Genomic DNA, 23,117 nt, shown 5'->3' on the forward strand with positions numbered 1-23,117 from the left:
AGGACGTCGAAAGGAGCAGGGATGTCGACGCCGGACGCCGAGGCCTGGGCCGAGGCGCTCACCATGTACGAGCAGCGATACTCGTACGTCCTGGTGGGACCCCGCGCGCACCAGGACTGGGTGCAGGATGTAGCGGCGATCATGCGCCGGGAGGCTACGGATCCCCGCTCCTGGAAGTGGATCGACGTCGACGAGGGCGATGAGGAACGTCTGGAGGATCCGAACTTTCCTTTCGTCCTGCCTCCCGCCGACCCGGAAGGCGCGGCGGCGTGGCAGGCCGTACTGCGGACAGTGCCCCGGACGTCGGTGGAAAGGCTGCTGGTCATGCTGTCCACCACCTGGCTGGATGTCCCCAGCGAGCGTGCCCGCAATCACTTCGATTCCCGTCGCCCGGAACTCGAACGCAAGGCTCGGGTGATCCTCTCCCGTTTCCCGGCGGGGACGTCCTTCTACGCGAACACCGGCTATCCGGACGTGAGGACGGGCAACCGAGTCGACGACCCGGACTTCTACGAAATGACGACTGGCTGCAACCCCCGATCCCAGTACGACTGGGATCTCGGTCTGATCGCGGTGTCCGATGCCGAGGTCGGCGTTTTCTGGTCCTTCGATCCCAGGTGAGTGCCCGGCCAGTTGATTCGACACCATCCGAACGGACCCCATGAACAACATCGGCAATCCCGACGAAAGTGCGCGTTCTGAACCCGAGGCCGCTGCACTGGTGCTCACCCGTTCCGCGACCTACCCCGACCACGAGACCGCCCAGTGGGCCACCCAGCAGGTCGTCACCGCCAACGAGCAGGTCATCCACCGCTGGCTGGCCCGGTCGACCCGCCCCCGTCTGACCATCGAGGCGTCCTGGCCGTCCCGGGAGGAGCCGGTCGGGCGGGTGCTGCTCCAGGCGATGATGCTGGCTGGGCGGGGGCCCGTCGACGTACGCGCGGCTCGGGTGATCCTGAAGCGGGACGCGTCCCGGCCGCACGGGTTCGCCGTCCACGCCACCTTCCCGATCTACCTGTAGAAGGCCTGCCACCGTGCCTCTGAGCCCCCTCGAACACGACCGCCGTTACGGCGAGTTGGACCAGGTGATCCGTGCCTACGCCGGGCAGCCTGCCGACGACACCCCGGACAAGCCCAGCCAGGCCCTGACCGCCTACCTCCGTCATACCTGGCACAACCGTCCGTGGGCGCTGGCTGTCGCGGAACGCCAGTTGCGCGAGTACGCCGAGCATCCGCCGGGCCGGCTTCGCCTCCGCCTCGGTGAGTTCTACGCGATCCCGGATGTCGGGCTCTCCGAGGGCGAGGTCCAGCAGTGGCTGCACTGTTTGGCTGACCACCTCAAACACAGCGTCGAGGAGGGCGAGGTACCGCCCCCGGCCACCCCCACCACCCACTGGGAATGGCACGCCCGCTTCCCGGAACTGGCCCAGTTCGTCGGCGGTTGGTTCTCCCAAGACATGCCGGACGAGTTCGAGGACCACGACACGGCCGTGGACGACTACCGGACCTCCACCGACCCGCATGTCGTGGCCCGCCTGGTCGGGGAGTTGCACGAGCTGCTGGCCCTCGACCTGGACGAGTCCGACTACGCCCTGGCCGTCGCCGAGTTGGGTATGGAGGTCGACCCACCGACGCCGTACGCCCCCAGCGGCTGGCTCGCTCTCGTCGCTGAGCGGCTCAGTGGACCGCGAGCGGAGTATGGGCGGTCGTCCGGCTGAGCCGTCGCGAGCCAGGACTTGATCAAGTTCCGTAGTTGTCCGAGGTGTTGGTGATGCCCAAGAGCGGGAGCGCTCGTTCTGGTTCGTCGCGGATTGCTCGGGTGGTCTTGGCGACGTTCTCGGCTCCGAGGGTTTTCAGCACGCCGATGGTGAGGTTGCGGAGCGTCGCCATGGCGCGAGGTGCGGTCCCGCTGTGGACGGTGGAGGCGTCCTCGGCGAAGGTGATGTCCCTGATGTGGTGGGAGGAGTTCTCGACTCCCCAGTGCCCGCGCATCGCGGCGGCCAGGTCGGCGGGGCCGGCTTGGTGCGCGTCGAGACTGGTGCCTGCGTAGATGCTCTCGCGGGTCTCGCGCTTGCCGGACTCCTTGCGGCGGTGGACGCGGATGGCCAGGCGGACGTGGGGGAAGTCGATCCCGCCGAGTTCGTCTGCGATGGAGCAGGTCTTGATCGAGCGTGACTCGCGGCGTCCGTGCCCGGTCCCGGAGGTGGTGTGCTGGACGGCGATATCCCGCCACGGCAGCGCCGCGAGTTTGGCTGTGGGCAGTCGGTTGATTGGTCTTGATCACGGCGATGTAGCGGGCCTCCTTGGTCTCGACCAGCCACGAGATGTTCGCCTTGACCGAGTGCAGAGCGTCAAAGGTGACGACGGTGCCGACCAGGTCAAGAAGTGCCATGAGCGGTTGGAAGGTTGTGGTTTCGTTCGTCTTCGCGCCGATCTCCACCTGGGCGAGGGTCACGACGGTGCCGTGGGTGACCGCGGAGAGCAGGTGGCGGCGCGTCGAGATGAGGCGGGCTGATCCCTTGAGTGCTTTGCCGTCGACGGAGATCACGCGAGGTCGCCGAGACGCGGAGGCGGACGGTGTCTGGGCGGGCTCGGTGGCGGCGCGGTGCCGGTCAGCCAGGTAGGCGCCGACCGCCCGGTCCAGGGCGTTACCGTCGACGGCCGCCAGCACCCGCCCGATCGTGGCCGACGACGGAGCGCGTCGCCATCTGTGCAGGTGGCGACGGATGCCGATGACCGCAAGCAGGCCAGTGGCGCGCACGGGCGCCCCACTCGGCGATCTCGTCGATCGTCTTCGCGCCCGAGACGGTCGTGCACGCGCACACGGCCAGGATCGAGGCCAGGGAGTACCAGCGGCCCCGCCGCGACCGGGGGCCGGGCACCGACTCCAGGTAGGGAGCGCAGGTCGGCGACGCGATCGGGGTCGAGCGGCCCGAGCTTCGCCAGGATCGCGGGAATCGGGGAGGACAGGGCACAGGGCACAGGGCACGAGATACCTTCGGGGCCATAGATTTTGGGCACCACGATGTTCACGAAGTCTGAGCCCGTTCCGCTATGCGCCCCAAGCAGTCGCAGCTACGTAGCGCCCACGACCCAGGAACACAAAGGCGGCCTGCATCGAAGACGTCCCGGATCCAGGAGTCCAAGTGCGATGAGTTTCGTCATGGTTCCTCGTCTGTATCCACAACACACCTTCGACCGCACGTGAGGAGAGCACCATGACCGGTGTCTACACCTGGGACGTCTTTTCGACCCTCGACGGCTATGGCGCCTACGGCCCCGGCGGAGACTGGGGCGGCTACTGGGGAAAACAGGGTCCTGAGTTTCTTGATAACCGCCTTGCCGTGGTCAGCGACGAGCAGCGGATGGTCCTCGGGGCCAACACCTTTCGGCAGTTTGTGGAGCTGCTGGGCCCGATCTCGGAGGCCGACCTCGACCCGGTGAACTCTCGGATGCGACGCATGCCGACAACGGTGGTGTCGACGACGCTCGCCGGACCCTTGGCATGGCCGGACGTGACCGTCGTGGCCGGCGATGCCGTCGACGTCGTCGCCCGGCTCAAGGAAGAGTCCGAGGTGCCGTTGCGCTCGCACGGCAGCCTGTCGTTGAACCGGGCGCTGATGGCTGCGGGGCTTGTCGACCGCGTCCAGGTGACGCTCTTCCCTGTGATCAGTGGTCAGACCGGGACCGACCCGATCTTCGAGGGCGCGGCCGACTTCGACCTCGAACTGATCGAGAGCCGGACGTTCGACGGCCACACCCAAGAGCTCATCTACCGGCCCACCCTGCACAGCTGAACATAACCGCGCACTGCACCAGATCCAACAGCCGAACCTGCCCCCCTCCGCGGGCCGACATGCCGCACCTACCAGGAACTTGAACACGCCCTGGTCGCGAGCCGCCCGGCGATGTTGAACCGGCCCTCGTGGTGTTCGTCGCTCAGGCCGCCGCGGGCCCGGTTCCGGGAGTCTCTGGGTCTTCGTCGAACAGGTCCTCGGCCCGCTCGACCGTGCGGGAACGCTCCAGCCAGACGTCCATGCGGTCGAGATCGGTGCAGGTGGTGATGCGCTCGCGGACGCTGTCGGGTACGGGGATGCCGCGTACCTCCAGGACGAAGAGAATTCCCTTGGCTTCGCCTTCGGCCCTGCCTGCGGCTTCACCTTCGGCCTTGCCTTCCAGGTAAGCCGTCTCACGGACAGTCCCCCGACCGGGGAAGTAGCTGACGAACGACATGATTTCCTTCCATTTCATTCCGGCTGGGGTGTCACCCAGATTGATTTCCAGGAACTCGGCGAAGTACCCGACCGTCTCGGGGTCCGTGTCCTGGAGTTCCTGGAGGACGCTGCCGATCGCCTCCAGTATGGCGCCGCACTTGGGATTGCGGACGTGGGCCACGGCGGAGAGGACGGCCAGCGCGAGCTTGTTCGCCACGGTTCTGGTGTCGGTGATCACCGGCAGGTTGTCCGGACCGGCGACCAGCGGATATGTCCGCTGAGCCGTCCATCCGAGCGTGCCGCAGTCAAAGGGGCCGGTCGCCCATCTGGCCGTGCGCCTGTCCTGGCAGACCACGAGAAGCAGTACGGGCAGGCGGTATTTGGCCTGGAGGTAGGCGATGTAGTACGCCCAACTCGCCCCTTTGGCCTCCTTCTTGTCCGACTGCGCCTCGATGGCGAGCAGAAAGTCGCCACCGTCGGACGGGGCGATGCGTAGGACAGTGTCCACGCGGCGTTCCAGCGGCCGGGTTTCCGTCACGTCTGTGGTGACGGCGTCCACGGTCGCCTTCGTGGTTAACGGGAAGCCCAGCTCCCCGAACACGGGAGCCAGGATCTCGGGCCGCTCCTGGAAGATCCGGTGCATGCCCTCGTGGGTTGATGTGACCATGTGCGCAACCTAGGTTGATCAAGGGATGGGGTGTCCGGGCGATCGGGATGCGTTCACCCTTTCGAGCGGCGGCGGAACGTTCACGCCGCCGTGGCCGAGGCTGAAGTCAGCTCGAACCAGACGTACTTCCCCCGGTCGCCGTTCCTCGACAGCGGCTGCCAGCCCCATTCGTCGGCGCATGCCTTGACGAGGGCCAGCCCTCGTCCCTCCTCCAGGTCGAGAAGCAGATCGAGTGACCGCGGGGGCTCGGGCGGGCGGGGGTCTGCGTCCCAGGCTCCGATGCGCAGCACGCCGACGGACCAGCGGACCCGGAGCGCGGCGGGACCCTTCGTGTGTCGTACGGCGTTCGAGAGCAGCTCGGTGGCGAGGAGTTCGGCGGTGTCGACCAGGCGGATCAGGCCGTACGCGGTGAGGACGAGGCGGAGGGTGCGGCGGCTGATGGTGACGGCGCGGAGGTCGTTGGGGACGTAGAGGGAGTACTCCCAGGAGGGGGTGGGCTCGGGTTCGGGTTCTGTTTTGGGCATGGGGCAACTCCGGTCGGGTGGTGGGGAGTTCGCGTGCGGTGGCTTTGCCTCGGCCGTCGTGGCAGGACGGAGTGGTGCACTTCCGCACGGTGTGCGTTGCGTCACTGACAGTAGACCTTTATTTATATGTCGAGCAAGCTGATCGCGTAATCTGGCCTCGAACGAGTCGCGCTTTCAGGCGTGTTGAACCAAGGAGCAGTGCATGGCGGGTTTGAGGCGCGAACCAACAGCACGTCAGATGCGGCTGGGTATCGAGCTGCGTAGGCTTCGCGACGCGGCGGGCCTCACAGGTCGCGAGGCGGCGGCATCGCTCGGAGTGAGTTCCCCTCAGATCAACCAGATCGAATCCGGCCTCACCGGGGTGAGCGAGAAGCGCCTGCGGCGCCTTGCCGCCATCTACTCCTGCACCGACGAGGAGTTGATCTCAGCGCTGGTGAACATGGCGACCAACCGAGCCAAGGGCTGGTGGGAGGAATATCGAGGGGCCCTGCCCACGCCGTTCCTCGACTTGGCAGAGCTGGAGCACCATGCCACCTCGCTCCGGGAGGTCCAGTTCCTGTACATCCCCGGTCCGCTCCAAACAGAGGACTACGCCCGCTCGGTCTTCTCCGGCAGAGTCCCGGAACTTCCCAGCGAGGAACTTGAGTTGCGGGTCCGACACCGGATGCAGCGCAAGGCAATCCTGGAAGGCCGGGGCTCTGGACCGTACGAAGCGGTTCTCCACGAGGCGGCGCTGCGCATCCGCATCGGCGACCGTGCCGCCTCCCGGGCGCAGCTCATTGCCCTCCTCGACGTCTGCGAGTCGGACCACATCGCCGTGCGGGTCATCCCCTTCGACCTGGACGGGTTCGGTGGGACCTGGACCGCCATGATGCTGGCAGGCGGTGCCGTACCCAAACTGGACACCGTTGTTCGCGACGCACCCCACGCCACAGGGTTCATCGATTCCGAGGCCCAACTCGCAGTGCATCGCACGCTCTTTCATAGAGTGGAAGCCGCGTCGCTCGATGCTGAGCGGTCGCGCGAATTGATCCACAGGCTGATCAAAGAGCTGTGAGGCATCCATGAGCACCCCCGACAACTGGCGGAAGTCGTCCTACTCCGGCGGCGGCGACGGCAACTCTTGCGTGGAAATCGCGAACGACCCCACCCGGGTGGCGATACGTGACTCCAAGATCCCGGCCGGCGCCATCCTCACCCTCCCGCCCGGAGCCTTCTCCACCTTCGTGAACGCCCTCAAAAAAGACGACCCCTACCCGCCCGCGCCCCGCACCTGACCCCTCTACCCCGCCTTGTGCGCCAGCAAAAAGTCCCGCCCCCACTTCTGCTCGCCCTGCCGCTCCACCCGAGCCTGCGCGTACAAGCTCAGACCCGCCTCCGCCAGGAACCGGGTTACCGCGGCCGGCGTACGGAAGTAATAGTCGAGCGAGATGTCCTGCCCATACCGCTCCGCCAGGTGGATGTGCTCCCCCTCCGAAGCCTGGAACGCGAGCAGTACCTGGCCACCCGGCCGTAGGACCCGGTGGAACTCCGCGAAGACGCCGGGCAGGGCGGCGTCGGGGATGTGGATCGTCGAATAGAGCGCGATGACCCCGCCCAGAGACTCGTCCGGCACGTCCAGGGACGTCATCGAACCCACCCGGAAGCTCAGTTGAGGGTGTGCCTCCGTCGCCAGGGCCACCATGTGCGGGGAGATGTCGATCCCGAAGGCGGGAAGACCTAGGGCGTTCAGGCGCGCCGTCACATATCCGGGGCCGCTGCCTACGTCAGCCACCGGTGCCTCGCCGCCTCCCGCCGTACGGACGCGCTCGGCGAAGGCGGTCAGCAGGGCCTGCTCCAGGGGGCCGTCGCCCAGGCCGTCGGGGTGTTCCGCGCTGTACGCGGGGGCGATGGCGTCGTAGGAGGATCGGGTGGCCTCTATGAAGTCCGCGGTCACATCCGCGTTCGAGTCGGTCACGTCGGCGGACACTACCAACGGCGCGCGCGGCCGCCGGCTCCCCACCGGCGGATCTCGGCCGGTGCACACGCTGCGTTGGCATACCCCCACATGGCCGTCACGATTCCGGGATGTGGACGCCCCAAGCTGGGCTGTGGTGGAGCGTGGTATCCCAGAAGGAGGGAAGGGGAAGCAGGAAGCTTACCCATCCCAGTTCTCAGCTATGCGGCCGGTGGTCAGATTTTCTTCGTCTAACGGGTTGAAGTTTTGTTGATCGAGGTCGGTCGACCACCCGGGCGCCCTACCCTTCAGAGGGTGAAGCAATTGATGTCACTTGAGTCCGATGAGGCCGGAGCCGATTCCGTCGGGAGCGTGCTCCCGGGCACCCTGCCCGACGCCCTGCGTGCCGAACTCGTCGCCTTCCGGCGCGACTTGCACATGCACCCTGAGCTGGGCAATCACGAGTTCCGGACCACCGCCGCGATCAAGGCCCGGCTGGAGCAGGCCGGTCTCGAACCGCGTGTCCTCGCCGTCGGGACCGGGCTCGTCTGTGACATCGGGCCCCGCGACACCGGCGTACCCATGCTCGCGCTGCGCGCCGACATCGACGCCCTGCCCATCCCGGACACGAAGAGTGACTGCGCGTACCGCTCGACCGTGCCCGACCGTGCCCACGCCTGTGGCCACGACGTGCACACCACCGTGGTGCTGGGGGCGGGGCTCGTGCTCGCCGCGCTGCATGAGCAGGGGCTGCTGCCCCAGCCCGTGCGGCTGCTCTTCCAGCCCGCGGAGGAGGTTCTGCCGGGCGGGGCCGCCGACGCCATCCAGTGCGGGGCGCTCGAAGGGGTCGGTCGGATCATCGCCGTCCACTGCGATCCCAAGGTGGACAGCGGGCGGGTCGGGCTGCGGGTCGGGCCGATCACCTCTGCCTGCGACCGGCTGGAGGTCGCCCTGGACGGGCCGGGTGGGCACACCGCGCGGCCGCATCTCACCACCGACCTGGTCACCGCCGCCGCCCGGGTCGCCACCGAGGTGCCCGCGCTCGTCGCGCGGCGGATGGACGCGCGGAGCGGGGTCTCCGTGACGTGGGGGCGGATCGAGTCCGGGCACGCGCCCAACGTCATCCCGCAGCACGCCGAGCTGTCGGGCACCGTACGGTGTCTCGATCTCGACGCCTGGCGGCAGGCGCCCGACGTCGTGCACGCGGCGATCGACGAGATCGCCGGACTGTATCGGGCCAAGTCCGTGATCGAGTATGTGCGCGGGGTGCCGCCCGTCGTCAACGACGTGCTCGTCACCGAACTGCTGCGGGACGCGATGATCGCCCGGCGCGGTCCCCTCTCCGTCGAGGACACCGAGCAGAGCCTCGGCGGCGAGGACTTCTCCTGGTATCTGGAGCAGGTGCCGGGGGCCATGGCCCGGCTGGGCGTGCGGACCCCGGGGGAGCGGACCGTGCGGGACCTCCACCAGGGCGACTTCGACGCCGACGAGACCGCGATCACGGTCGGCGTGGAGCTGTTCACCGCGGCCGCGCTCATCGACGCCGCGCTCTGAGCGGGACGGGACCGTAGGGGTGCCCGTTCGGTACCTCTACGTCCCCTTGTGTCACCCGGGCGTAACCACCGGCGGGCGAACGTAACGCGGCGGCGGCACGATCCGGTAACGGCAAGGAGAAACCCCGTTCCCCTCCTCGTCTACGCGCGTTACTGTGCGCGGAAATCGCCACCAGAGGCGGCGCGTTGGGGAAGCGGTCCGGTGACGGTGCCGTGGGGACGAAGGAGTGCTTGCTGTGCGTCAGATATCTCGGAGGACGAAGTTCTCCCAAGCTGCGGTGACCGTCACTGTCATCGCCCTCGCGGCCACCGCCTGCGGTAGCTCCAGCAAGGATGCCGACAAGGCCAGTGGCAGTTCCTCGTCCTCGTCCGGCAAGTACACCGGCAAGGGCATCGGCCTCGCCTACGACGTCGGCGGCAAGGGCGACCAGTCCTTCAACGACGCGGCCTACGCCGGTTTCCAGAAGGCCGAGAAGGACTTCAAAATCTCCGGCCGCGACATCGAGCCGCAGGACAACGAGTCCGATGCCGACAAGGTGCAGCGCCTGGAGCAACTGGCCACGGCCGGCTACAACCCGGTCATCGGTGTCGGCTTCGCCTACGCCCCCGCCGTCAAGGAAGCCGCCGCGAAGTACCCGAACATCACGTTCGGCATCATCGACGACGAGCAGGACAAGGCGGCCAACGTCGCCGACCTCGTCTTCCACGAGGAGCAGTCCTCCTACCTCGCGGGTGTCGCCGCGGCCAAGGCGACCAAGAAGAACCACATCGGCTTCATCGGCGGCGTCGACGTCCCGCTGATCCACAAGTTCGAGGCCGGCTTCGACCAGGGCGCCAAGTCCGTCAACCCCAGCATCAAGATCGAGTCGCAGTACCTGACGCAGACCGCGGCCGAGGGCGGCTTCTCCAGCCCCGACAAGGGCAAGGACGCGGCGAGCGGTCAGATCGAGGCGGGCGCGGACGTCATCTACGCCGCCGCCGGTCTCTCCGGCCAGGGCGTCATCTCCGAGGCCTCCGCCAAGAAGGTGTGGGCCATCGGTGTGGACTCCGACCAGTACGAGCAGGCGGCCCTGGCCAAGTACAAGGACGCCATCCTCGGCTCGGCGCTCAAGAACGTCGGTGGCGCCGTCTACGACCTGGTGAAGTCGGTCTACGAGGGCAAGCCCAAGACCGGCGTGGTCCGCTACGGCCTCAGCAACGACGGCGTCGGCTTCTCCGACACCAACCCGAAGTACAAGGCCATGACCGCCGCCGTGGCCGCCGTGGACAAGGCGAAGGCGGACATCGTCAGCGGCAAGATCACCGTCAACACCAAGTAACCGCGCGCTGAAAACTAGGCCCTCCGGGCATCGTTCCAGGCAGTACGCCCCTTGCCTCCCGCAAGGGGCGTCCTGCTGTCCGTACGCTGGCCCCCATCTGTGGCCACAGCTCTATAACGGACCGGACAGATGGGGTTTTCCGTCTGGTCTACGCGCGTTACGCTGCGGCGGAACCAGCGCCTGGTTTGGGCGCTTGCACGAAGGAGTCTCGTTCCATGCGCCGGGTGTCCCGAATCGCGGTTGCAGGCGTTGCAACCGCAGCTCTTGCAGTAACCGTCTCCGCCTGCGGCAGCTCGTCCAGCGAGTCCAGCTCCAGCAGCAGCAGTTCCGGCACGTCCAAGGGTATTGGTCTGGCCTACGACGTCGGCGGCAAGGGCGACCAGTCCTTCAACGACGCGGCCTACGCCGGTCTCCAGAAGGCCGAGAAGGACTTCGGCGTCAGCGGCCGGGACGTCGAGCCGCAGGACAACGAGTCCGACGCCGACAAGGTGCAGCGCCTGGAGACCCTCGCCCGGGCCGGTTACAACCCGGTGATCGGTGTCGGCTTCGCCTACGCCCCCGCCGTCAAGGAAGCCGCCGCGAAGTTCCCGAAGATCACCTTCGGCATCATCGACGACAACACCATCACGGCCGACAACGTCGCCGACATGGTCTTCCACGAGGAGCAGTCCTCGTACCTCGCCGGCGTCACCGCCGCGCTCACCACGAAGTCGAACACCGTCGGCTTCATCGGCGGCGTGGACGTCCCGCTGATCCACAAGTTCGAGGCGGGCTTCGAGCAGGGCGTCAAGGACACCAAGAAGGGCGTCACGGTCAAGGCGCAGTACCTGACCCAGACCGCCGCCCAGGGTGGCTTCTCCAGCCCCGACAAGGGCGAGGCCGCCGCCGACGGTCAGATCGAGGCCGGCGCCGACGTGGTGTACGCGGCCGCGGGCCTCTCCGGCCAGGGCGTCATCAAGTCGGCCGCCGCGCACAAGGTGTGGGCGATCGGTGTGGACTCCGACCAGTACAACCAGGCGGCGCTGGCCAAGTACAAGCCGTACATCCTCACCTCCGCCCTGAAGAACGTCGCCGGCGCGGTCTACGACCTCTCCAAGTCCGTCATCAAGGACAAGAAGCCGCTCAGCGGCGAGATCCGCGGCTCGCTGAGCAACGGCGGTGTCGGTCTGGCCGACTCCAACCCGACCTTCAAGAACAACGCCACCCTCCAGGCCGCCCTCAAGAAGGCCGAGGCCGGCATCAAGGACGGTTCGATCACGGTCAAGACCTCTTGATCCCAGGGGAAAACCCGCGGTCGTAGACCGTGCGGACCATGGCCAAAAGAGCGCTGTGATGACAGCGTTACGGCCACGGAACGGGGTGCGGGGAGGATGTCTCTCCGTGCCCCGTTCTCGCGGCAGAATGCTCGGAACGGATCGGAACGGATCGGATGGCGATTGAGGCCGATCGGAGCCGGTCAGGTCCGGGCACTATTTAAAGCAGGGGCGCTACGCGCGTAGAGAGGCCCCTTTCCACGAGGAGAGTTCGCCATCGACGCGTCCAGCAGCCCTCCGCTCACCGCACAGTCGACCGCGGTCGAGCTGACCGGGATCACCAAGCGCTTCCCCGGTGTCGTGGCCAACCACGACATCCACCTCACTGTCCGAAAAGGCACCGTGCACGCCCTCGTCGGCGAGAACGGCGCCGGCAAGTCGACCCTGATGAAGATCCTCTACGGCATGCAGAAGCCGGACGAGGGCACCATCGCCGTCGACGGCGAGCACGTCACCTTCTCCTCCCCGGCCGACGCCATCGCCCGCGGCATCGGCATGGTCCACCAGCACTTCATGCTCGCCGACAACCTCACCGTCCTGGAGAACGTGGTCCTGGGCAGCGAGAAGCTGCACGGCATCGGTGGCGGCGCCCGCAAGAAGATCAAGGAGATCTCCGACCGCTACGGCCTGAACGTCCGCCCGGACCTTCTGGTCGAGAGCCTCGGGGTCGCCGAGCGCCAGCGCGTGGAGATCCTCAAGGTCCTCTACCGCGGCGCCCGCACCCTGATCCTGGACGAGCCCACCGCCGTCCTGGTCCCGCAGGAGGTCGACGCCCTCTTCAGCAACCTGCGCGAGCTGAAGTCCGAGGGCCTCGCCGTCATCTTCATCTCGCACAAGCTGGGCGAGGTCCTGTCGGTCGCCGACGAGATCACCGTCATCCGGCGCGGTACGACGGTCGGGACCGCGGTCCCCTCCGAGACCACCCCGCGCCAGCTCGCCGAGATGATGGTCGGCAGCGAACTCCCCACCCCGGAGACCGCCGAGTCCACGGTCACCGACCAGCCCGTCATCGAGGTCAAGAACCTCACCGTGTACGCCAGCGGCGGTGCCTCCCTCGGCGTCGCGGCCGAGCCCACGGCGGGCGGACTGCTCGGCGACGCGGCCGTCGGGGAGACCGGCGCCGCCAAGCGCGTCCTCGACGACGTCACCTTCACCATCCACGCCGGTGAGGTCATGGGCATCGCCGGCGTCGAGGGCAACGGCCAGACCGAGCTGATCGACGCGCTGATCGGCCTGAAGAACGCCGACTCCGGCACCATCGGCTTCCTCGGCGAGGACATCACCCCGTGGGCCACCCGCAGGCGCCGCGAGCACGGCATCGGCTACATCCCCGAGGACCGCCACCGCCACGGCCTCCTCCTGGAAGCCCCGCTGTGGGAGAACCGCATCCTCGGCCATGTGACGGAGAAGCCGAACTCGCGCGGTCGTCGGGGTCTCTGGCTCGACATCAAGGGCGCCCAGGACGACACCCGCCGGATCGTCGAGGAGTACGACGTCCGCACCCCCGGCATCGACGTCACCGCCGCCTCCCTCTCCGGCGGCAACCAGCAGAAGCTGATCGTCGGCCGCGAGATGAGCCACAAGCCGAAGTTCCTGATCGCCGCGCACCCCACCCGCGGTGTGGACGTCGGCGCGCAGGCCGCGATCTGGGACCAGATCCGCGCCGCCCGCCGCGAGGGCCTGGCCGTGCTGCTGATCTCCGCCGACCTGGACGAGCTGATCGGTCTGTCGGACACCCTGCGTGTGATCTACGACGGCAGGCTGGTCGCCGACGCCGACCCGGCCACCGTCACCCCGGAGGAGCTCGGCTCGGCCATGACCGGCGCCGCGTCCGGTCACCTCGAACACGTCGAAGAGTCCGCAGAAGACGGCGCCGACGACACCGCCCCGGAGGACGAGGCCCGATGAAGAAGTTCGACAAGGAGCGGGTGCTCCTCGCCGTGGCCGGACCGGTCATGGCGCTTGTCGCGGCGATCCTGCTGACCTCGGTCGTGCTGCTCGCCTCGGGCAAGAACCCGATCGAGCCGTACCACCTGATGCTCCAGCAGGCGACGTACTCCGACGTCCAGGTGCTGATCATCAACCAGGCGTCGATGTACTACATCGCCGCCCTGGCGGTCGCCCTCGGCTTCCGGATGAACCTGTTCAACATCGGTGTCGACGGCCAGTACCGCCTCGGCGCCGTGATGACCGCGGTCGTCGGCGCGCACGTCGGCCTGCCGGCCGTCCTCCAGGTGCCGCTGCTGCTGCTCGTCGCGATCCTCACCGGCGCCTTCTGGGCCGGTATCGCGGGCGTCCTCAAGGTCACCCGGGGGGTCAGCGAGGTCGTGGCGACGATCATGCTGAACGCGATCGCCACCAGCCTGATCCTCTACCTCACCCAGACCAACACCTGGGGCGTGCAGGTCGGCAACAACATGACGACCGGCATCATGAAGAAGTCCGGTTGGATCCCGGGCATCGACCTGGGCTCGGACGTCGGCGAGATCTACGGCCTGGTCTTCCTCGCCGTGATCATGGGCGTCCTGTACTGGCTCGTCCTCAACCGCACCCGCTTCGGCTTCGACCTGCGCGCCACCGGCGAGTCCGAGTCCGCCGCCGCGGCCTCCGGCGTCGAGGCCAAGCGCATGACGCTCACCGCGATGCTGATCTCCGGCGGTGTCGCGGGCATCGCCGGTCTGCCGCTGCTGCTCGGCGACAGCCACACCTACAGCCTCACCTTCCCCGAGGGCCTCGGCTTCACCGCGATCGGCATCGCCCTCCTCGGCCGCAACAACCCCGGCGGCATCGCGCTCGCCGCCCTGCTGTGGGCCTTCCTCGACAAGGCGTCGCCCGCCCTGGACTACGCGACCCCGGTCGCGTACCAGAAGGAGATCGCCACGATCATGCAGGGCCTGATCGTCTTCGCGGTCGTCATCTCGTACGAGGTCGTCCGCACCTGGGGTCTGCGCCGCCAGCAGAAGCGCGTCGGTGAGGAACTCGCCGCCGCCGCGAACGACAACTCCGAGAAGAAGGAGGTGGCGGCCTGATGTCCACCGCGACCATCGCCAAGCCCAAGGCGCAGCAGCCCGGCAAGGGCGGCCGCCGTTTCTCGCTCCCCGTGCTCCTGCTGATCATCGCGGGCGCGCTGATCCTGACGTCGATCGTCCGACTCATCACGGGCGCCGACGGCATCACCTCCACCGGCCAGATGTCCACGGCCCTCAGGGCCGCCGTGCCGATCGGGCTCGCCGGTCTCGGCGGTCTGTGGGCCGAGCGCGCGGGTGTCGTCAACATCGGCCTCGAAGGCATGATGATCCTCGGTACCTGGTTCGGCGCCTGGGCCGGCTACCAGTGGGGCCCCTGGACCGGTGTCGTCTTCGGCATCATCGGCGGCTGCCTCGGCGCGCTGCTGCACGCCATCGCCACGGTGACGTTCAACGTCAACCACATCGTCTCCGGTGTCGCCATCAACATCCTGGCGCTCGGCACCACCCGCTATCTGTCGAAGTTCACCTTCGCCAACACCGAGCAGGGCTCCGCCAAGCAGTCCCCGCCGATCGACTCCCTGGGCACCTTCGACATCCCCGGTCTGTCGAGCTGGCTGAACACGCTCAACGAGAAGCACTGGTTCCTGATCTCGGACATCGCGGGCCTGATCGGCGGTCTGATCACCGACCTCTCGCCGCTCACCGTCATCGCGGTGGCCCTCGTACCGGTCACCTGGTGGGTGCTGTGGCGCACCGCCTTCGGTCTCCGCCTCCGCTCCTGCGGCGAGAACCCGGTGGCCGCCGAGTCCCTCGGCGTCAACGTCTACAAGTACAAGTACATCGCCGTGATCATCTCCGGCGGCTTCGCCGGCCTCGGCGGTGCCTTCCTGTCGATCGTCGCGTCCAACGTCTACCTCGACGGCCAGACCGGCGGCCGCGGCTACATCGGCCTCGCCTCGATGATCTTCGGCAACTGGATGCCGGGCGGACTCGCCCTCGGCGCGGGCCTGTTCGGCTACACCGACAGCCTCAACCTGCGCGGCGGCGCCACCAACGTCCACGCGCTGATCCTGCTGCTCGGCTTCCTGCTGGTCGCCGGAGTCGGCTACCTCATCTGGAAGAAGCGGTACGTCCCGGCCGGCATCACCGCCGTCGTCGCGGCCCTGATGTTCGTCTGGTACGCCACCACCGACCAGGTCCCGACCCAACTGGTCGGTGCCAGCCCGTACATCGTCACCCTGCTGGTGCTCTCGCTGTCCGCGCAGCACCTGCGGATGCCGAAGGCGGACGGCCTGCCGTACCGGAAGGGACAGGGCAAGTGACCCCGCCCGCCGCCGACCCGGCCGTCGACTGGGACGAACTGCGCGCCGAGGCGCGGGAGGCGATGTCCCACGCGTACGCGCCGTACTCGGGCTACCCCGTAGGGGTCGCCGCCCGGGTCGACGACGGGCGCACCGTCTCCGGCTGCAATGTCGAGAACGCGTCGTACGGCCTCGGCCTGTGCGCAGAGTGCGGGCTCGTGTCCAACCTCCAGCGCACCGGCGGCGGCCGGCTGACCCACTTCACGTGTGTCGACGGCAAGGGCGACATCCTCGTCCCGTGCGGCCGCTGCCGCCAGCTGCTGTACGAGTTCGGCGGGCCCGGTCTGCTGGTGGAGACACCGGCGGGCATCCTGCCGCTCTCGGAGATGCTCCCGCAGGCCTTCGGGCCGGACCATCTCACCAGGTAACTCCCGTACGGCCCCGCTGAGTTGGTTCATCTCTCTCAGCGGGGCCGCGCATTTTTCGAACGCCCGGAAGGAAAGCCAAGCCATGGCACAGTTGTCAATGGATGCCATCTCGGTCATCCGTACCAAGCGCGACCGCGGTGAACTGAGCGACGACCAGATCGACTGGGTCATCGACGCGTACACCCGCGGCGAGGTGGCCGACTACCAGATGGCCGCCCTCAACATGGCGATCCTCCTCAACGGCATGAACCGCCGGGAGATCGCCACCTGGACCGCCGCGATGATCGCCTCCGGCGAGCGCATGGACTTCTCGTCCCTCTCCCGCCCGACCGCCGACAAGCACTCCACGGGCGGAGTGGGTGACAAGATCACCCTCCCGCTGGCGCCCCTCGTCGCCGCCTGCGGCGCGGCCGTCCCCCAGCTCTCGGGCCGCGGCCTCGGCCACACCGGCGGCACCCTCGACAAGCTGGAGTCGATCCCCGGCTGGCGCGCGCTGCTCTCCAACGAGGAGATGCTGTCCGTACTGGAGGACACCGGCGCGGTGATATGCGCGGCGGGCGACGGCCTGGCCCCGGCGGACAAGAAGCTGTACGCACTCCGCGATGTCACGGGAACGGTCGAGGCGATCCCTCTGATCGCCTCGTCGATCATGTCGAAGAAGATCGCGGAGGGCACGGGCTCGCTGGTCCTGGACGTGAAGGTCGGCACGGGCGCGTTCATGAAGACGATCGAGGACGCGCGGGAGTTGGCGTCCACGATGGTCGGCCTGGGCACGGACCACGGCGTGAAGACGGTCGCGCTCCTGACGGACATGTCGACCCCACTCGGTCTTACGGCCGGCAACGCGCTCGAAGTCCGGGAATCCGTCGAGGTGTTGGCGGGCGGCGGCCCTTCGGACGTGGTCGAGCTGACCATCGCGCTGGCCCGCGAGATGCTGGACGCGGCGGGCGTGAAGGACGCCGACCCGGCGAAGGCCCTGGCGGACGGTTCGGCGATGGACGTCTGGCGCCGCATGATCGCGGCCCAGGGCGGCGACCCGGACGCGGCCCTGCCGGTGGCGAAGGAACAGCACGTGGTGAAGGCCCCGACCTCCGGCGTCCTGACCCGCCTCGACGCCTACGACATCGGCATCGCCGCGTGGCGCCTGGGCGCGGGGCGCGCGCGCAAGGAGGACCCGGTCCAGGCGGGCGCGGGAGTGGAGATGCACGCCAAGCCGGGCGACCCGGTGACAGCGGGCCAGCCCCTGCTGACCCTGCACACGGACACGCCGGAGCGTTTCGAGTACGCGCTGGAATCGGTGGACGGGGCTTACGACATCGGGGCGGAGGGGACCGCGTTCACGGGGTCGCCGGTGGTGTTGGAGCGCATCGCCTGATCAGGGGTTTTCTCTTTCGAGTGAACGGGATCGGTGGACCCGCGTCGGTCCCGTTCGGCATGCTGGACTCGGTGACGCACCGATAGGAGACCGCCATGAGCGCACTCACCGTGAGCCAGGACCCCGAGCAGAGCTGGGACGACCTCGTCCGGTTCTGGGAGGAGATGGAATGGCCCGAGGGCAGCAAGGTGGAGATCATTGAGGGGATCATCACCGTGTCACCTGCTCCCGCGTACCGCCACAACGTCATCACGGCACGCATCCAACGTCGCCTCTACTCAGTGATCCCTGAAGACTGGGAGATCTTCCAGACGTTGGCCATCGCAGTGCCGTCGCGTTTGGGCATGCTCATTCCGGACTTGTTGGTCGCCCCGGTACGGGACAACGCGGATACGGACAGCCACATCCCTGCCGCCTTGGCCGAGTTGGTCGTCGAGGTCACCTCCAAGTCCAACGCCCGCCACGACCGCGTCAGCAAACCCGCCGCCTACGCCGCCGCAGGCATCCCGCTCTACCTCCTCGTGGACCGCTGGGCTCCAGGAGGCCCCACCGTGACGCTGTACGGGGAGCCCAAGGGCGACGTCTACCGGACTCTGAGCAGCGCCAAGTTCGGAGACACCATCAAGATTCCCGCGCCCTTCGACCTCGCTGTCGACACCAGCGAGTTCCCGGAGGACTGACTCACCCCAACACCGCCGCGATCACCACCAGCACCGGCACGGACAGAATCGTCGACAGCAGGATCGAGTCCCGGGCCAGACCCACCCCCACGTCATAGCGGCTCGCGTACGTGTACAGGTTCTGCGCCCCCGGCAACGCCGACGTCACCACCACGTCCAGCAACGCTGCCCCGTGGATCCCGAACACCCCCGCCGCCAACGCCCAGGCGGTCGCCGGCTGCCCCACCGACTTCAGGGCCACCGACAACAACACCGGCCCCCGCTCGGCGCCCCGCGCGGGAACCGCACTGCCGCGCAGCGAGATGCCGAAGCCGATCAGGACCGCCGGTACGGCCATGTTGCCGATCAGGGTGAGGGGGTTCAGCACGGGGGCAGGGAGGTGGACTCCGGTCGCCGCCACCGCGACCCCGGCGAGGGAGCCGAGTGCGACCGGGTTGCGCAGGGGGGTGAGCAGTCGTAGCCACAGCGAGCCCTTCTCGCCGCGGCCCGACAGGTCGAGGAGCGTGAGGGCCACGGGGCTGACCACGACGAGCTGGAACAGCATCACCGGTGCCACGAGCGAGGCGTTGCCCAGGACGTACACCGAGATCGGGATGCCGAGGTTGCCGGAGTTGACGTAGCTCGAACAGAGCGCGCCGATCGTCGTACGGCCGACGCCCCAGCCGCGTACGACTCCTGCCGCCACGAACACGCCCGCCGCCGCTGCCGTGCTCAGCACCGTCACGAGCAGCCAACTGGAGAAGACCACCGTCAGGTCGGCCCGCGCGAGGGTGGTGAACAGCAGGGCCGGGGACGCCACGTTGAAGGCCAGCTTGGTCAGTACGTCGCGGCCGTGTTCGCCGAGGGAGCCGCGCAGGGCGATCACATAGCCGACCGCGATGACCACACCGATCACCGCGAACCCCGTCAGCACCCCCTGCATATGGCAAACCTAGGTGGTCGCCCCCGATGAGTTACGGGCACCCACCCGGTCTACCGATCGTGGACGCCAAGACACCCGCTGTACTCGTGCCGGCCCGCCCCGTCACCCGTGACGAGATGGCGGGGCTGTGCGACGAGGTACGGGCGCTCCTGGAGGCGGCGGCCGGTGCCGGAGTGGTGGTGGTCGAGGTCGTGGGGCCCGGGCCGCCGGGTCTGGGCACCGTCGATCTTCTGGCCCGGCTGGAGCTGACCGCCCGGCGGGCCGGTGGCCGCATCCGGCTGCGCGCGCCCGCTCCCGAACTAGGCGCCCTCCTCGACCTGGTCGGGCTCCCCTTCGAGGTGGAGGGGCAGGTCGAACAGCGGGAACCAGCGCTTGGTGTCCAGGAAGAAGTGGAACCCGGTGAGCCTGCCGTCTGAGATCTCCAGGACCTGCACCGACCAGGGGCTGAAGCCGCCCGCCTCCGGGTCCGGCTTGTACTGGGCGAAGCCCGGCAGGCCGTTCACCTGCACGGGGATCAGACGGGAGCCCTCGCAGGCGGCGCCGAGCGTCGTCATGAAGCCCGTGATGTCGTCGTGGCCGGTCAGCCACAGGTCGAACGGCGGCATCGTCATGATGGCGTCCTCGTGCAGCAGCGCCGTCAGCGCGGCCATGTCGTAGCCCTCGAAGGCCGCGACGTACCGCTCCAGGAGCTTCTGCTGCTCCTCGTCCAGCGGGTCGGACACAGCGGCGTCGGCCGTCTTCTCGTCCCGCTCGGCGAGGGTCGCGCGGGCCCGCTGCAAGGCGCTGTTCACGGACGCCACCGAGGTGCCGAGCAGCTCCGCGACCTCGCTGGCCCGCCAGGCCAGCACCTCGCGCAGGATCAGCACCGCCCGCTGCTTGGGCGGCAGTTGCTGCAGGGCGGCCATGAACGCCAGCCGCACCGACTCCTTGGCGACCGCCGCCTCCGCCGGGTCGGCGACCGTCGGCAGCACGCGCGCGTCCGGCATCGGCTCCAGCCAGGTGTTGTCCGGGCGGGGCGACAGCGCGGCCTGCGCCAGCGGGGTGGAGTCGCTGAGATCGACGGGCCGCGCCCGCTTGTTGCCCGCGGACAGCATGTCCAGGCAGACGTTCGTCGCGATCCGGTACAGCCACGAGCGGAGACTCGACCGGCCCTCGAACTTTTCGTAGCTCCGCCAGGCGCGGACCATCGTGTCCTGCACCGCGTCCTCGGCCTCGAAGGAGGAGCCGAGCATCCGGTAGCAGTACCCCGTCAGCTCGACGCGGTGTTTCTCCAGCCTGATGTCGAGGTCTGTCGTCGTCGCCGTAGCGTCACTCATGGTCTCGCCCACCCACCCCTGTGGCCGTTCTTCCGTTACCCCGAAACGTAGCGCAGCCCACTGACAATGGCGCCTGGAGTGGATGAACGTGCAGGTCGGGCGGGGTTCTCGCCAGTCGCCCGGCGTCGGTGCCGCCGCCTTCTGGGGGCTCGAACGCCGGACGGGCTGGATGGTGCCGACGCGGTCGTGGCTGTGCCGACCGTGCCCAGTCGGCGGCCCAGGGTGGAGGGCCGCCCGGAGGCCGGGCGGGCCAAGTAGCCCGGCCGGCACCGGCCGACCACTCAGGCCGCCGCCACCAACCCCCGCCGCTCCACCCGCGCCGCCCGCGACCCGAACACCGTGATCGTCACGACCCCGAGCACCGCGAGTACACCCACCCCGACCGTCCCCGCCCAGCCCCCCGCGTGGAACGCCATCGCGCCGACCGTGCTGCCGGTGCTGGAGCCGATGTAGTAGGCGGACTGGTAGAGGGCGGAGGCCTGGGCGCGGCCGGTGGTGGCTGTCTTGCTGACCGCCGAGGAGGCGACCGCGTGGCCGGCGAAGAAGCCGGCGGTGATCAGGACCAGGCCGAGCAGGACCAGGGGGAGGGAGTCCGCCAACGACACCAGCAGGCCCGCGGCCGTCGTGCCGCCCGCCAGGTACAGGGCGCCCCGGCGGCCCAGGCGACCGACCAGGCGGCCCGCCGTGGACGCCGACACCGTGCCGACCAGGTACACCAGGAAGATCGAGCCGATGATGCCCTGGGGGAGGGAGAAGGGGGCCTCGGTGAGGCGGTAGCCGATCACCGTGTAGACGCCGCCGAAGACCGTCATGAACAGGGCGCCGATCGCGTACAGGCGGCACAGCAGCGGGTTCGCGAGGTGGTCGCGGACCGTGCGGGCCAGGACGCGCGGGCGCAGCGAACCCGGCGTGAAGTGCTTGGGGGCCGGGAGGAGCAGGCGGAACGCCACCGCGCAGCCGACCGCGATCACGCCGATCACCGCCACGGCGGCCCGCCAGCCCCACTCCTGCGCGACCCAGCCGGTGATGACCCGGCCGCTCATCCCGCCGACGCTGTTGCCCGCCACGAACAGGCCGATCGCCGTGACCAGCGCCTTCGGCCGGACCTCCTCCGCCAGATACGCCGTCGCCGACGCGGGCAGCCCGGCGAGCGCGGCCCCCTGGAGGAAGCGCAGCGCCACCAGCGCGCCCAGCGAGGGCGCGAACGGGACCAGGACTCCCAGGCTCACCGCGACCACCAGCGACGCGGTCATGACCGCACGACGTCCGAAACGCTCCGACAGCGCGCTCATCGGCAGGACGAACAGCGCGAGTCCGCCGGTCGCCGCCGCCACCGTCCAGCTCGCCGCGCTCGCGCTCACACCGAATCCGGACGAGATCAGCGGCAGCAGCGCCTGGGTGGAGTAGAGCAGCGCGAACGTCGCGACACCCGCGAGGAACAGCGCGAAACTCATCCGGCGGTAGCCGGGACCACCCGGCGTCAGCCGTGAGTCGGAGGCGGGGAGGGGGGCGGGGACGGAGGTGGAGGCGGCCACGATCGTGGACGCCCCGGTATCGGCGGGAGACATGCCTCGAAGGTACGGAGACTCCCGTTCATCCGTCCAATGCACGGAAACGTCATAATCGTTCCCATGGTGCATCAGCAGAGGTCACAGGCCCACCTGTCACCGTCCGGTGACACAGAAGACATCGTCGCGCTGCTCGCGCCACGCCTCGCGTACTTCGCCGGGGTCGCCCGCACCGAGCACGTCACCCGGGCCGCGCAGGAGATGCAGGTCCCGCAGTCCACCCTGTCCCGGGCCATGGTCAGGCTCGAACAGGACCTGGGCGTCGACCTCTTCGCCCGCAGAGGCCGGACCGTCTCCCTGACCCCGGCCGGCCGCACCTTCCTCACCTCCGTCGAACGCGCCCTCGCCGAGATCGAGAAGGCCGCCGACGAGGTCCGCGCCGACGCCGACCCCGCCACCGGCAAGGTCGCCTTCGGCTTCCTGCACACCCTGGGCTCGGAGACCGTCCCCGGTCTCATCCGCGCCTTCCGCGCCGACCACCCCCGCGTCCGCTTCAGCCTCGTGCAGAACTACGGCGAGGCCATGCTGGAGCGGCTGCGCGCGGGCGAGCTGGACCTGTGCCTGACCTCGCCGGTCCCCGACGCGCCGGACCTGGTCGCCCGCCGCCTCGACGAACAGAAGCTCCGCCTGGTCGTCCCGGCCGACCACCGCCTCGCCACCCGCAGGAGGGTCCGCCTCGCCGAGGCGGCCGACGAGACGTTCGTGACCCTGGAACCCGGTTACGGCCTCCGCCGCATCACCGACGACGTCTGCAAGGAGGCCGGCTTCAAGCCCCGGGTGGCCTTCGAGGGCGAGGAGGCGGAGACCCTACGGGGCCTGGTGGCGGCGGGGCTAGGAGTCGCCCTTCTCCCGCCACCCGCCGTACCCCGCCCGGGAGTTGCGGAACTGACGGTCACGGCGCCGAGGGCGGTGCGCGAGATCGGCGTGGCCTGGCTGGACGGCCACCCGGACACCCCGCCGGTGGCGGCCTTCAAGAAGTTCCTGCTGTCGAGGAGGGGCAACCTGCTCCCCGACTGACCTCGCTACTTCACT

The 23,117-nt window shown here is 68.8% G+C and carries 25 protein-coding genes and 1 pseudogene; 17 read left to right on the forward strand and 9 right to left on the reverse strand.

The annotated features are described in order from the left end of the window. Positions 1-21: 21 nt before the first annotated feature. The 3 genes from ABZT04_RS05780 to ABZT04_RS05790 all read left to right on the forward strand — a co-directional run bounded on the left by ABZT04_RS05780 (position 22) and on the right by ABZT04_RS05790 (position 1,718). A complete protein-coding gene (locus ABZT04_RS05780) occupies positions 22-621 on the forward strand; it encodes a hypothetical protein (protein WP_356053346.1) in 600 nt (199 codons plus the stop codon). A gap of 100 nt (positions 622-721) precedes the next feature. Next, positions 722-1,021, forward strand: a complete 300-nt coding sequence (locus ABZT04_RS05785; protein ID WP_356053826.1) for an RNase A-like domain-containing protein — start codon at positions 722-724, stop codon at positions 1,019-1,021. Between the two features lie 13 nt (positions 1,022-1,034). After that, positions 1,035-1,718 (forward strand): contact-dependent growth inhibition system immunity protein, encoded by a 684-nt coding sequence (locus tag ABZT04_RS05790; protein WP_356053348.1) that lies wholly within the window; start codon positions 1,035-1,037, stop codon positions 1,716-1,718. A 22-nt stretch (positions 1,719-1,740) separates the two neighbouring features. On the opposite strand, the gene ABZT04_RS05795 is transcribed toward ABZT04_RS05790, so the two are convergent. The 3 genes and pseudogenes from ABZT04_RS05795 to ABZT04_RS05805 form a co-directional block, all read right to left on the reverse strand. Next, entirely contained in the window at positions 1,741-2,271 is a 531-nt protein-coding gene (locus ABZT04_RS05795) for an ISAs1 family transposase (protein ID WP_356053828.1), read from the reverse strand. A 25-nt stretch (positions 2,272-2,296) separates the two neighbouring features. Continuing rightward, positions 2,297-2,761, reverse strand: a pseudogene (locus tag ABZT04_RS05800) (ISAs1 family transposase); the annotation flags it as partial. Continuing rightward, positions 2,649-3,008: a transposase family protein gene (locus tag ABZT04_RS05805; protein ID WP_356053350.1), complete on the reverse strand. Its 360-nt coding sequence runs from the start codon at positions 3,006-3,008 to the stop codon at positions 2,649-2,651. The gene ABZT04_RS05805 and the pseudogene ABZT04_RS05800, both read right to left, overlap by 113 nt. Before the next feature lie 210 nt (positions 3,009-3,218). On the opposite strand from ABZT04_RS05805, the gene ABZT04_RS05810 reads away from it, so the two are divergent. Then, positions 3,219-3,797, forward strand: a complete 579-nt coding sequence (locus ABZT04_RS05810; RefSeq protein ID WP_356053352.1) for a dihydrofolate reductase family protein — start codon at positions 3,219-3,221, stop codon at positions 3,795-3,797. A gap of 142 nt (positions 3,798-3,939) precedes the next feature. Here the strand turns inward: ABZT04_RS05810 and ABZT04_RS05815 are convergent, their stop codons facing one another. Beyond that, a complete protein-coding gene (locus ABZT04_RS05815) occupies positions 3,940-4,881 on the reverse strand; it encodes a hypothetical protein (protein ID WP_356053354.1) in 942 nt (313 codons plus the stop codon). 80 nt (positions 4,882-4,961) lie between these two features. After that, on the reverse strand, positions 4,962-5,405 hold the full coding sequence (locus ABZT04_RS05820; RefSeq protein WP_356053356.1) for an ATP-binding protein: 444 nt from the start codon (positions 5,403-5,405) through the stop codon (positions 4,962-4,964). Between the two features lie 202 nt (positions 5,406-5,607). On the opposite strand from ABZT04_RS05820, the gene ABZT04_RS05825 reads away from it, so the two are divergent. Together ABZT04_RS05825 and ABZT04_RS05830 are read left to right on the forward strand one after the other, a co-directional pair. Continuing rightward, on the forward strand, positions 5,608-6,462 hold the full coding sequence (locus ABZT04_RS05825; RefSeq protein WP_356053358.1) for a helix-turn-helix transcriptional regulator: 855 nt from the start codon (positions 5,608-5,610) through the stop codon (positions 6,460-6,462). 7 nt (positions 6,463-6,469) lie between these two features. Further along, positions 6,470-6,682: a DUF397 domain-containing protein gene (locus ABZT04_RS05830; protein WP_356053360.1), complete on the forward strand. Its 213-nt coding sequence runs from the start codon at positions 6,470-6,472 to the stop codon at positions 6,680-6,682. Positions 6,683-6,687: 5 nt separating this feature from the next. Here ABZT04_RS05830 and ABZT04_RS05835 read toward each other — a convergent pair whose 3' ends face one another. After that, on the reverse strand, positions 6,688-7,362 hold the full coding sequence (locus tag ABZT04_RS05835) for a class I SAM-dependent methyltransferase (protein ID WP_356053362.1): 675 nt from the start codon (positions 7,360-7,362) through the stop codon (positions 6,688-6,690). A 306-nt stretch (positions 7,363-7,668) separates the two neighbouring features. Between ABZT04_RS05835 and ABZT04_RS05840 the strand changes: the two genes are divergently transcribed. The 9 genes from ABZT04_RS05840 (at position 7,669) to ABZT04_RS05880 (ending at position 18,279) form a co-directional block, all read left to right on the forward strand. Continuing rightward, a complete protein-coding gene (locus tag ABZT04_RS05840) occupies positions 7,669-8,895 on the forward strand; it encodes a M20 family metallopeptidase (protein ID WP_356053364.1) in 1,227 nt (408 codons plus the stop codon). A gap of 277 nt (positions 8,896-9,172) precedes the next feature. After that, positions 9,173-10,213: a BMP family ABC transporter substrate-binding protein gene (locus tag ABZT04_RS05845; protein ID WP_356053367.1), complete on the forward strand. Its 1,041-nt coding sequence runs from the start codon at positions 9,173-9,175 to the stop codon at positions 10,211-10,213. 215 nt (positions 10,214-10,428) lie between these two features. Continuing rightward, positions 10,429-11,487 (forward strand): BMP family ABC transporter substrate-binding protein, encoded by a 1,059-nt coding sequence (locus ABZT04_RS05850; protein WP_356053369.1) that lies wholly within the window; start codon positions 10,429-10,431, stop codon positions 11,485-11,487. A 255-nt stretch (positions 11,488-11,742) separates the two neighbouring features. Further along, a complete protein-coding gene (locus ABZT04_RS05855) occupies positions 11,743-13,434 on the forward strand; it encodes an ABC transporter ATP-binding protein (protein WP_356053830.1) in 1,692 nt (563 codons plus the stop codon). Next, entirely contained in the window at positions 13,431-14,555 is a 1,125-nt protein-coding gene (locus ABZT04_RS05860; protein WP_356053371.1) for an ABC transporter permease, read from the forward strand. Before ABZT04_RS05855 ends, ABZT04_RS05860 begins: the two co-directional genes overlap by 4 nt. Further along, positions 14,555-15,817 carry an ABC transporter permease gene (locus ABZT04_RS05865; RefSeq protein ID WP_356053373.1) on the forward strand — a complete coding sequence of 421 codons (1,263 nt, stop codon included), beginning with the start codon at positions 14,555-14,557 and terminating at the stop codon, positions 15,815-15,817. The genes ABZT04_RS05860 and ABZT04_RS05865 overlap by 1 nt, the downstream gene beginning before the upstream one ends. Next, positions 15,814-16,224 carry a cytidine deaminase gene (locus ABZT04_RS05870; protein WP_356053375.1) on the forward strand — a complete coding sequence of 137 codons (411 nt, stop codon included), beginning with the start codon at positions 15,814-15,816 and terminating at the stop codon, positions 16,222-16,224. Before ABZT04_RS05865 ends, ABZT04_RS05870 begins: the two co-directional genes overlap by 4 nt. Positions 16,225-16,315: 91 nt before the next feature. Next, positions 16,316-17,599 (forward strand): thymidine phosphorylase, encoded by a 1,284-nt coding sequence (locus tag ABZT04_RS05875; protein ID WP_356053832.1) that lies wholly within the window; start codon positions 16,316-16,318, stop codon positions 17,597-17,599. A gap of 95 nt (positions 17,600-17,694) precedes the next feature. Next, positions 17,695-18,279: a Uma2 family endonuclease gene (locus ABZT04_RS05880; protein WP_356053377.1), complete on the forward strand. Its 585-nt coding sequence runs from the start codon at positions 17,695-17,697 to the stop codon at positions 18,277-18,279. Between the two features lies 1 nt (position 18,280). Here ABZT04_RS05880 and ABZT04_RS05885 read toward each other — a convergent pair whose 3' ends face one another. Beyond that, positions 18,281-19,201 carry an AEC family transporter gene (locus tag ABZT04_RS05885; protein ID WP_356053379.1) on the reverse strand — a complete coding sequence of 307 codons (921 nt, stop codon included), beginning with the start codon at positions 19,199-19,201 and terminating at the stop codon, positions 18,281-18,283. 26 nt (positions 19,202-19,227) lie between these two features. Between ABZT04_RS05885 and ABZT04_RS05890 the strand changes: the two genes are divergently transcribed. After that, positions 19,228-19,617: a hypothetical protein gene (locus tag ABZT04_RS05890; RefSeq protein WP_356053381.1), complete on the forward strand. Its 390-nt coding sequence runs from the start codon at positions 19,228-19,230 to the stop codon at positions 19,615-19,617. Here the strand turns inward: ABZT04_RS05890 and ABZT04_RS05895 are convergent. Both ABZT04_RS05895 and ABZT04_RS05900 read right to left on the reverse strand, forming a co-directional pair. Next, positions 19,501-20,517, reverse strand: a complete 1,017-nt coding sequence (locus ABZT04_RS05895) for a sigma-70 family RNA polymerase sigma factor (RefSeq protein WP_356053384.1) — start codon at positions 20,515-20,517, stop codon at positions 19,501-19,503. The two genes, ABZT04_RS05890 and ABZT04_RS05895, sit on opposite strands and share 117 nt — an antisense overlap. A 281-nt stretch (positions 20,518-20,798) precedes the next feature. After that, complete coding sequence (locus ABZT04_RS05900) at positions 20,799-22,085, reverse strand: MFS transporter (protein ID WP_356053386.1); 1,287 nt, start codon at positions 22,083-22,085, stop codon at positions 20,799-20,801. A gap of 63 nt (positions 22,086-22,148) precedes the next feature. Here ABZT04_RS05900 and ABZT04_RS05905 point away from each other — a divergent pair, with 63 nt between their 5' ends. Beyond that, complete coding sequence (locus ABZT04_RS05905; RefSeq protein ID WP_356053388.1) at positions 22,149-23,102, forward strand: LysR substrate-binding domain-containing protein; 954 nt, start codon at positions 22,149-22,151, stop codon at positions 23,100-23,102. The last annotated feature ends 15 nt before the right edge of the window (positions 23,103-23,117 follow it).

The sequence above is a fragment of the Streptomyces sp. NPDC005492 genome, from assembly GCF_040605995.1.
Classification (GTDB): Bacteria; Actinomycetota; Actinomycetes; order Streptomycetales; family Streptomycetaceae; genus Streptomyces.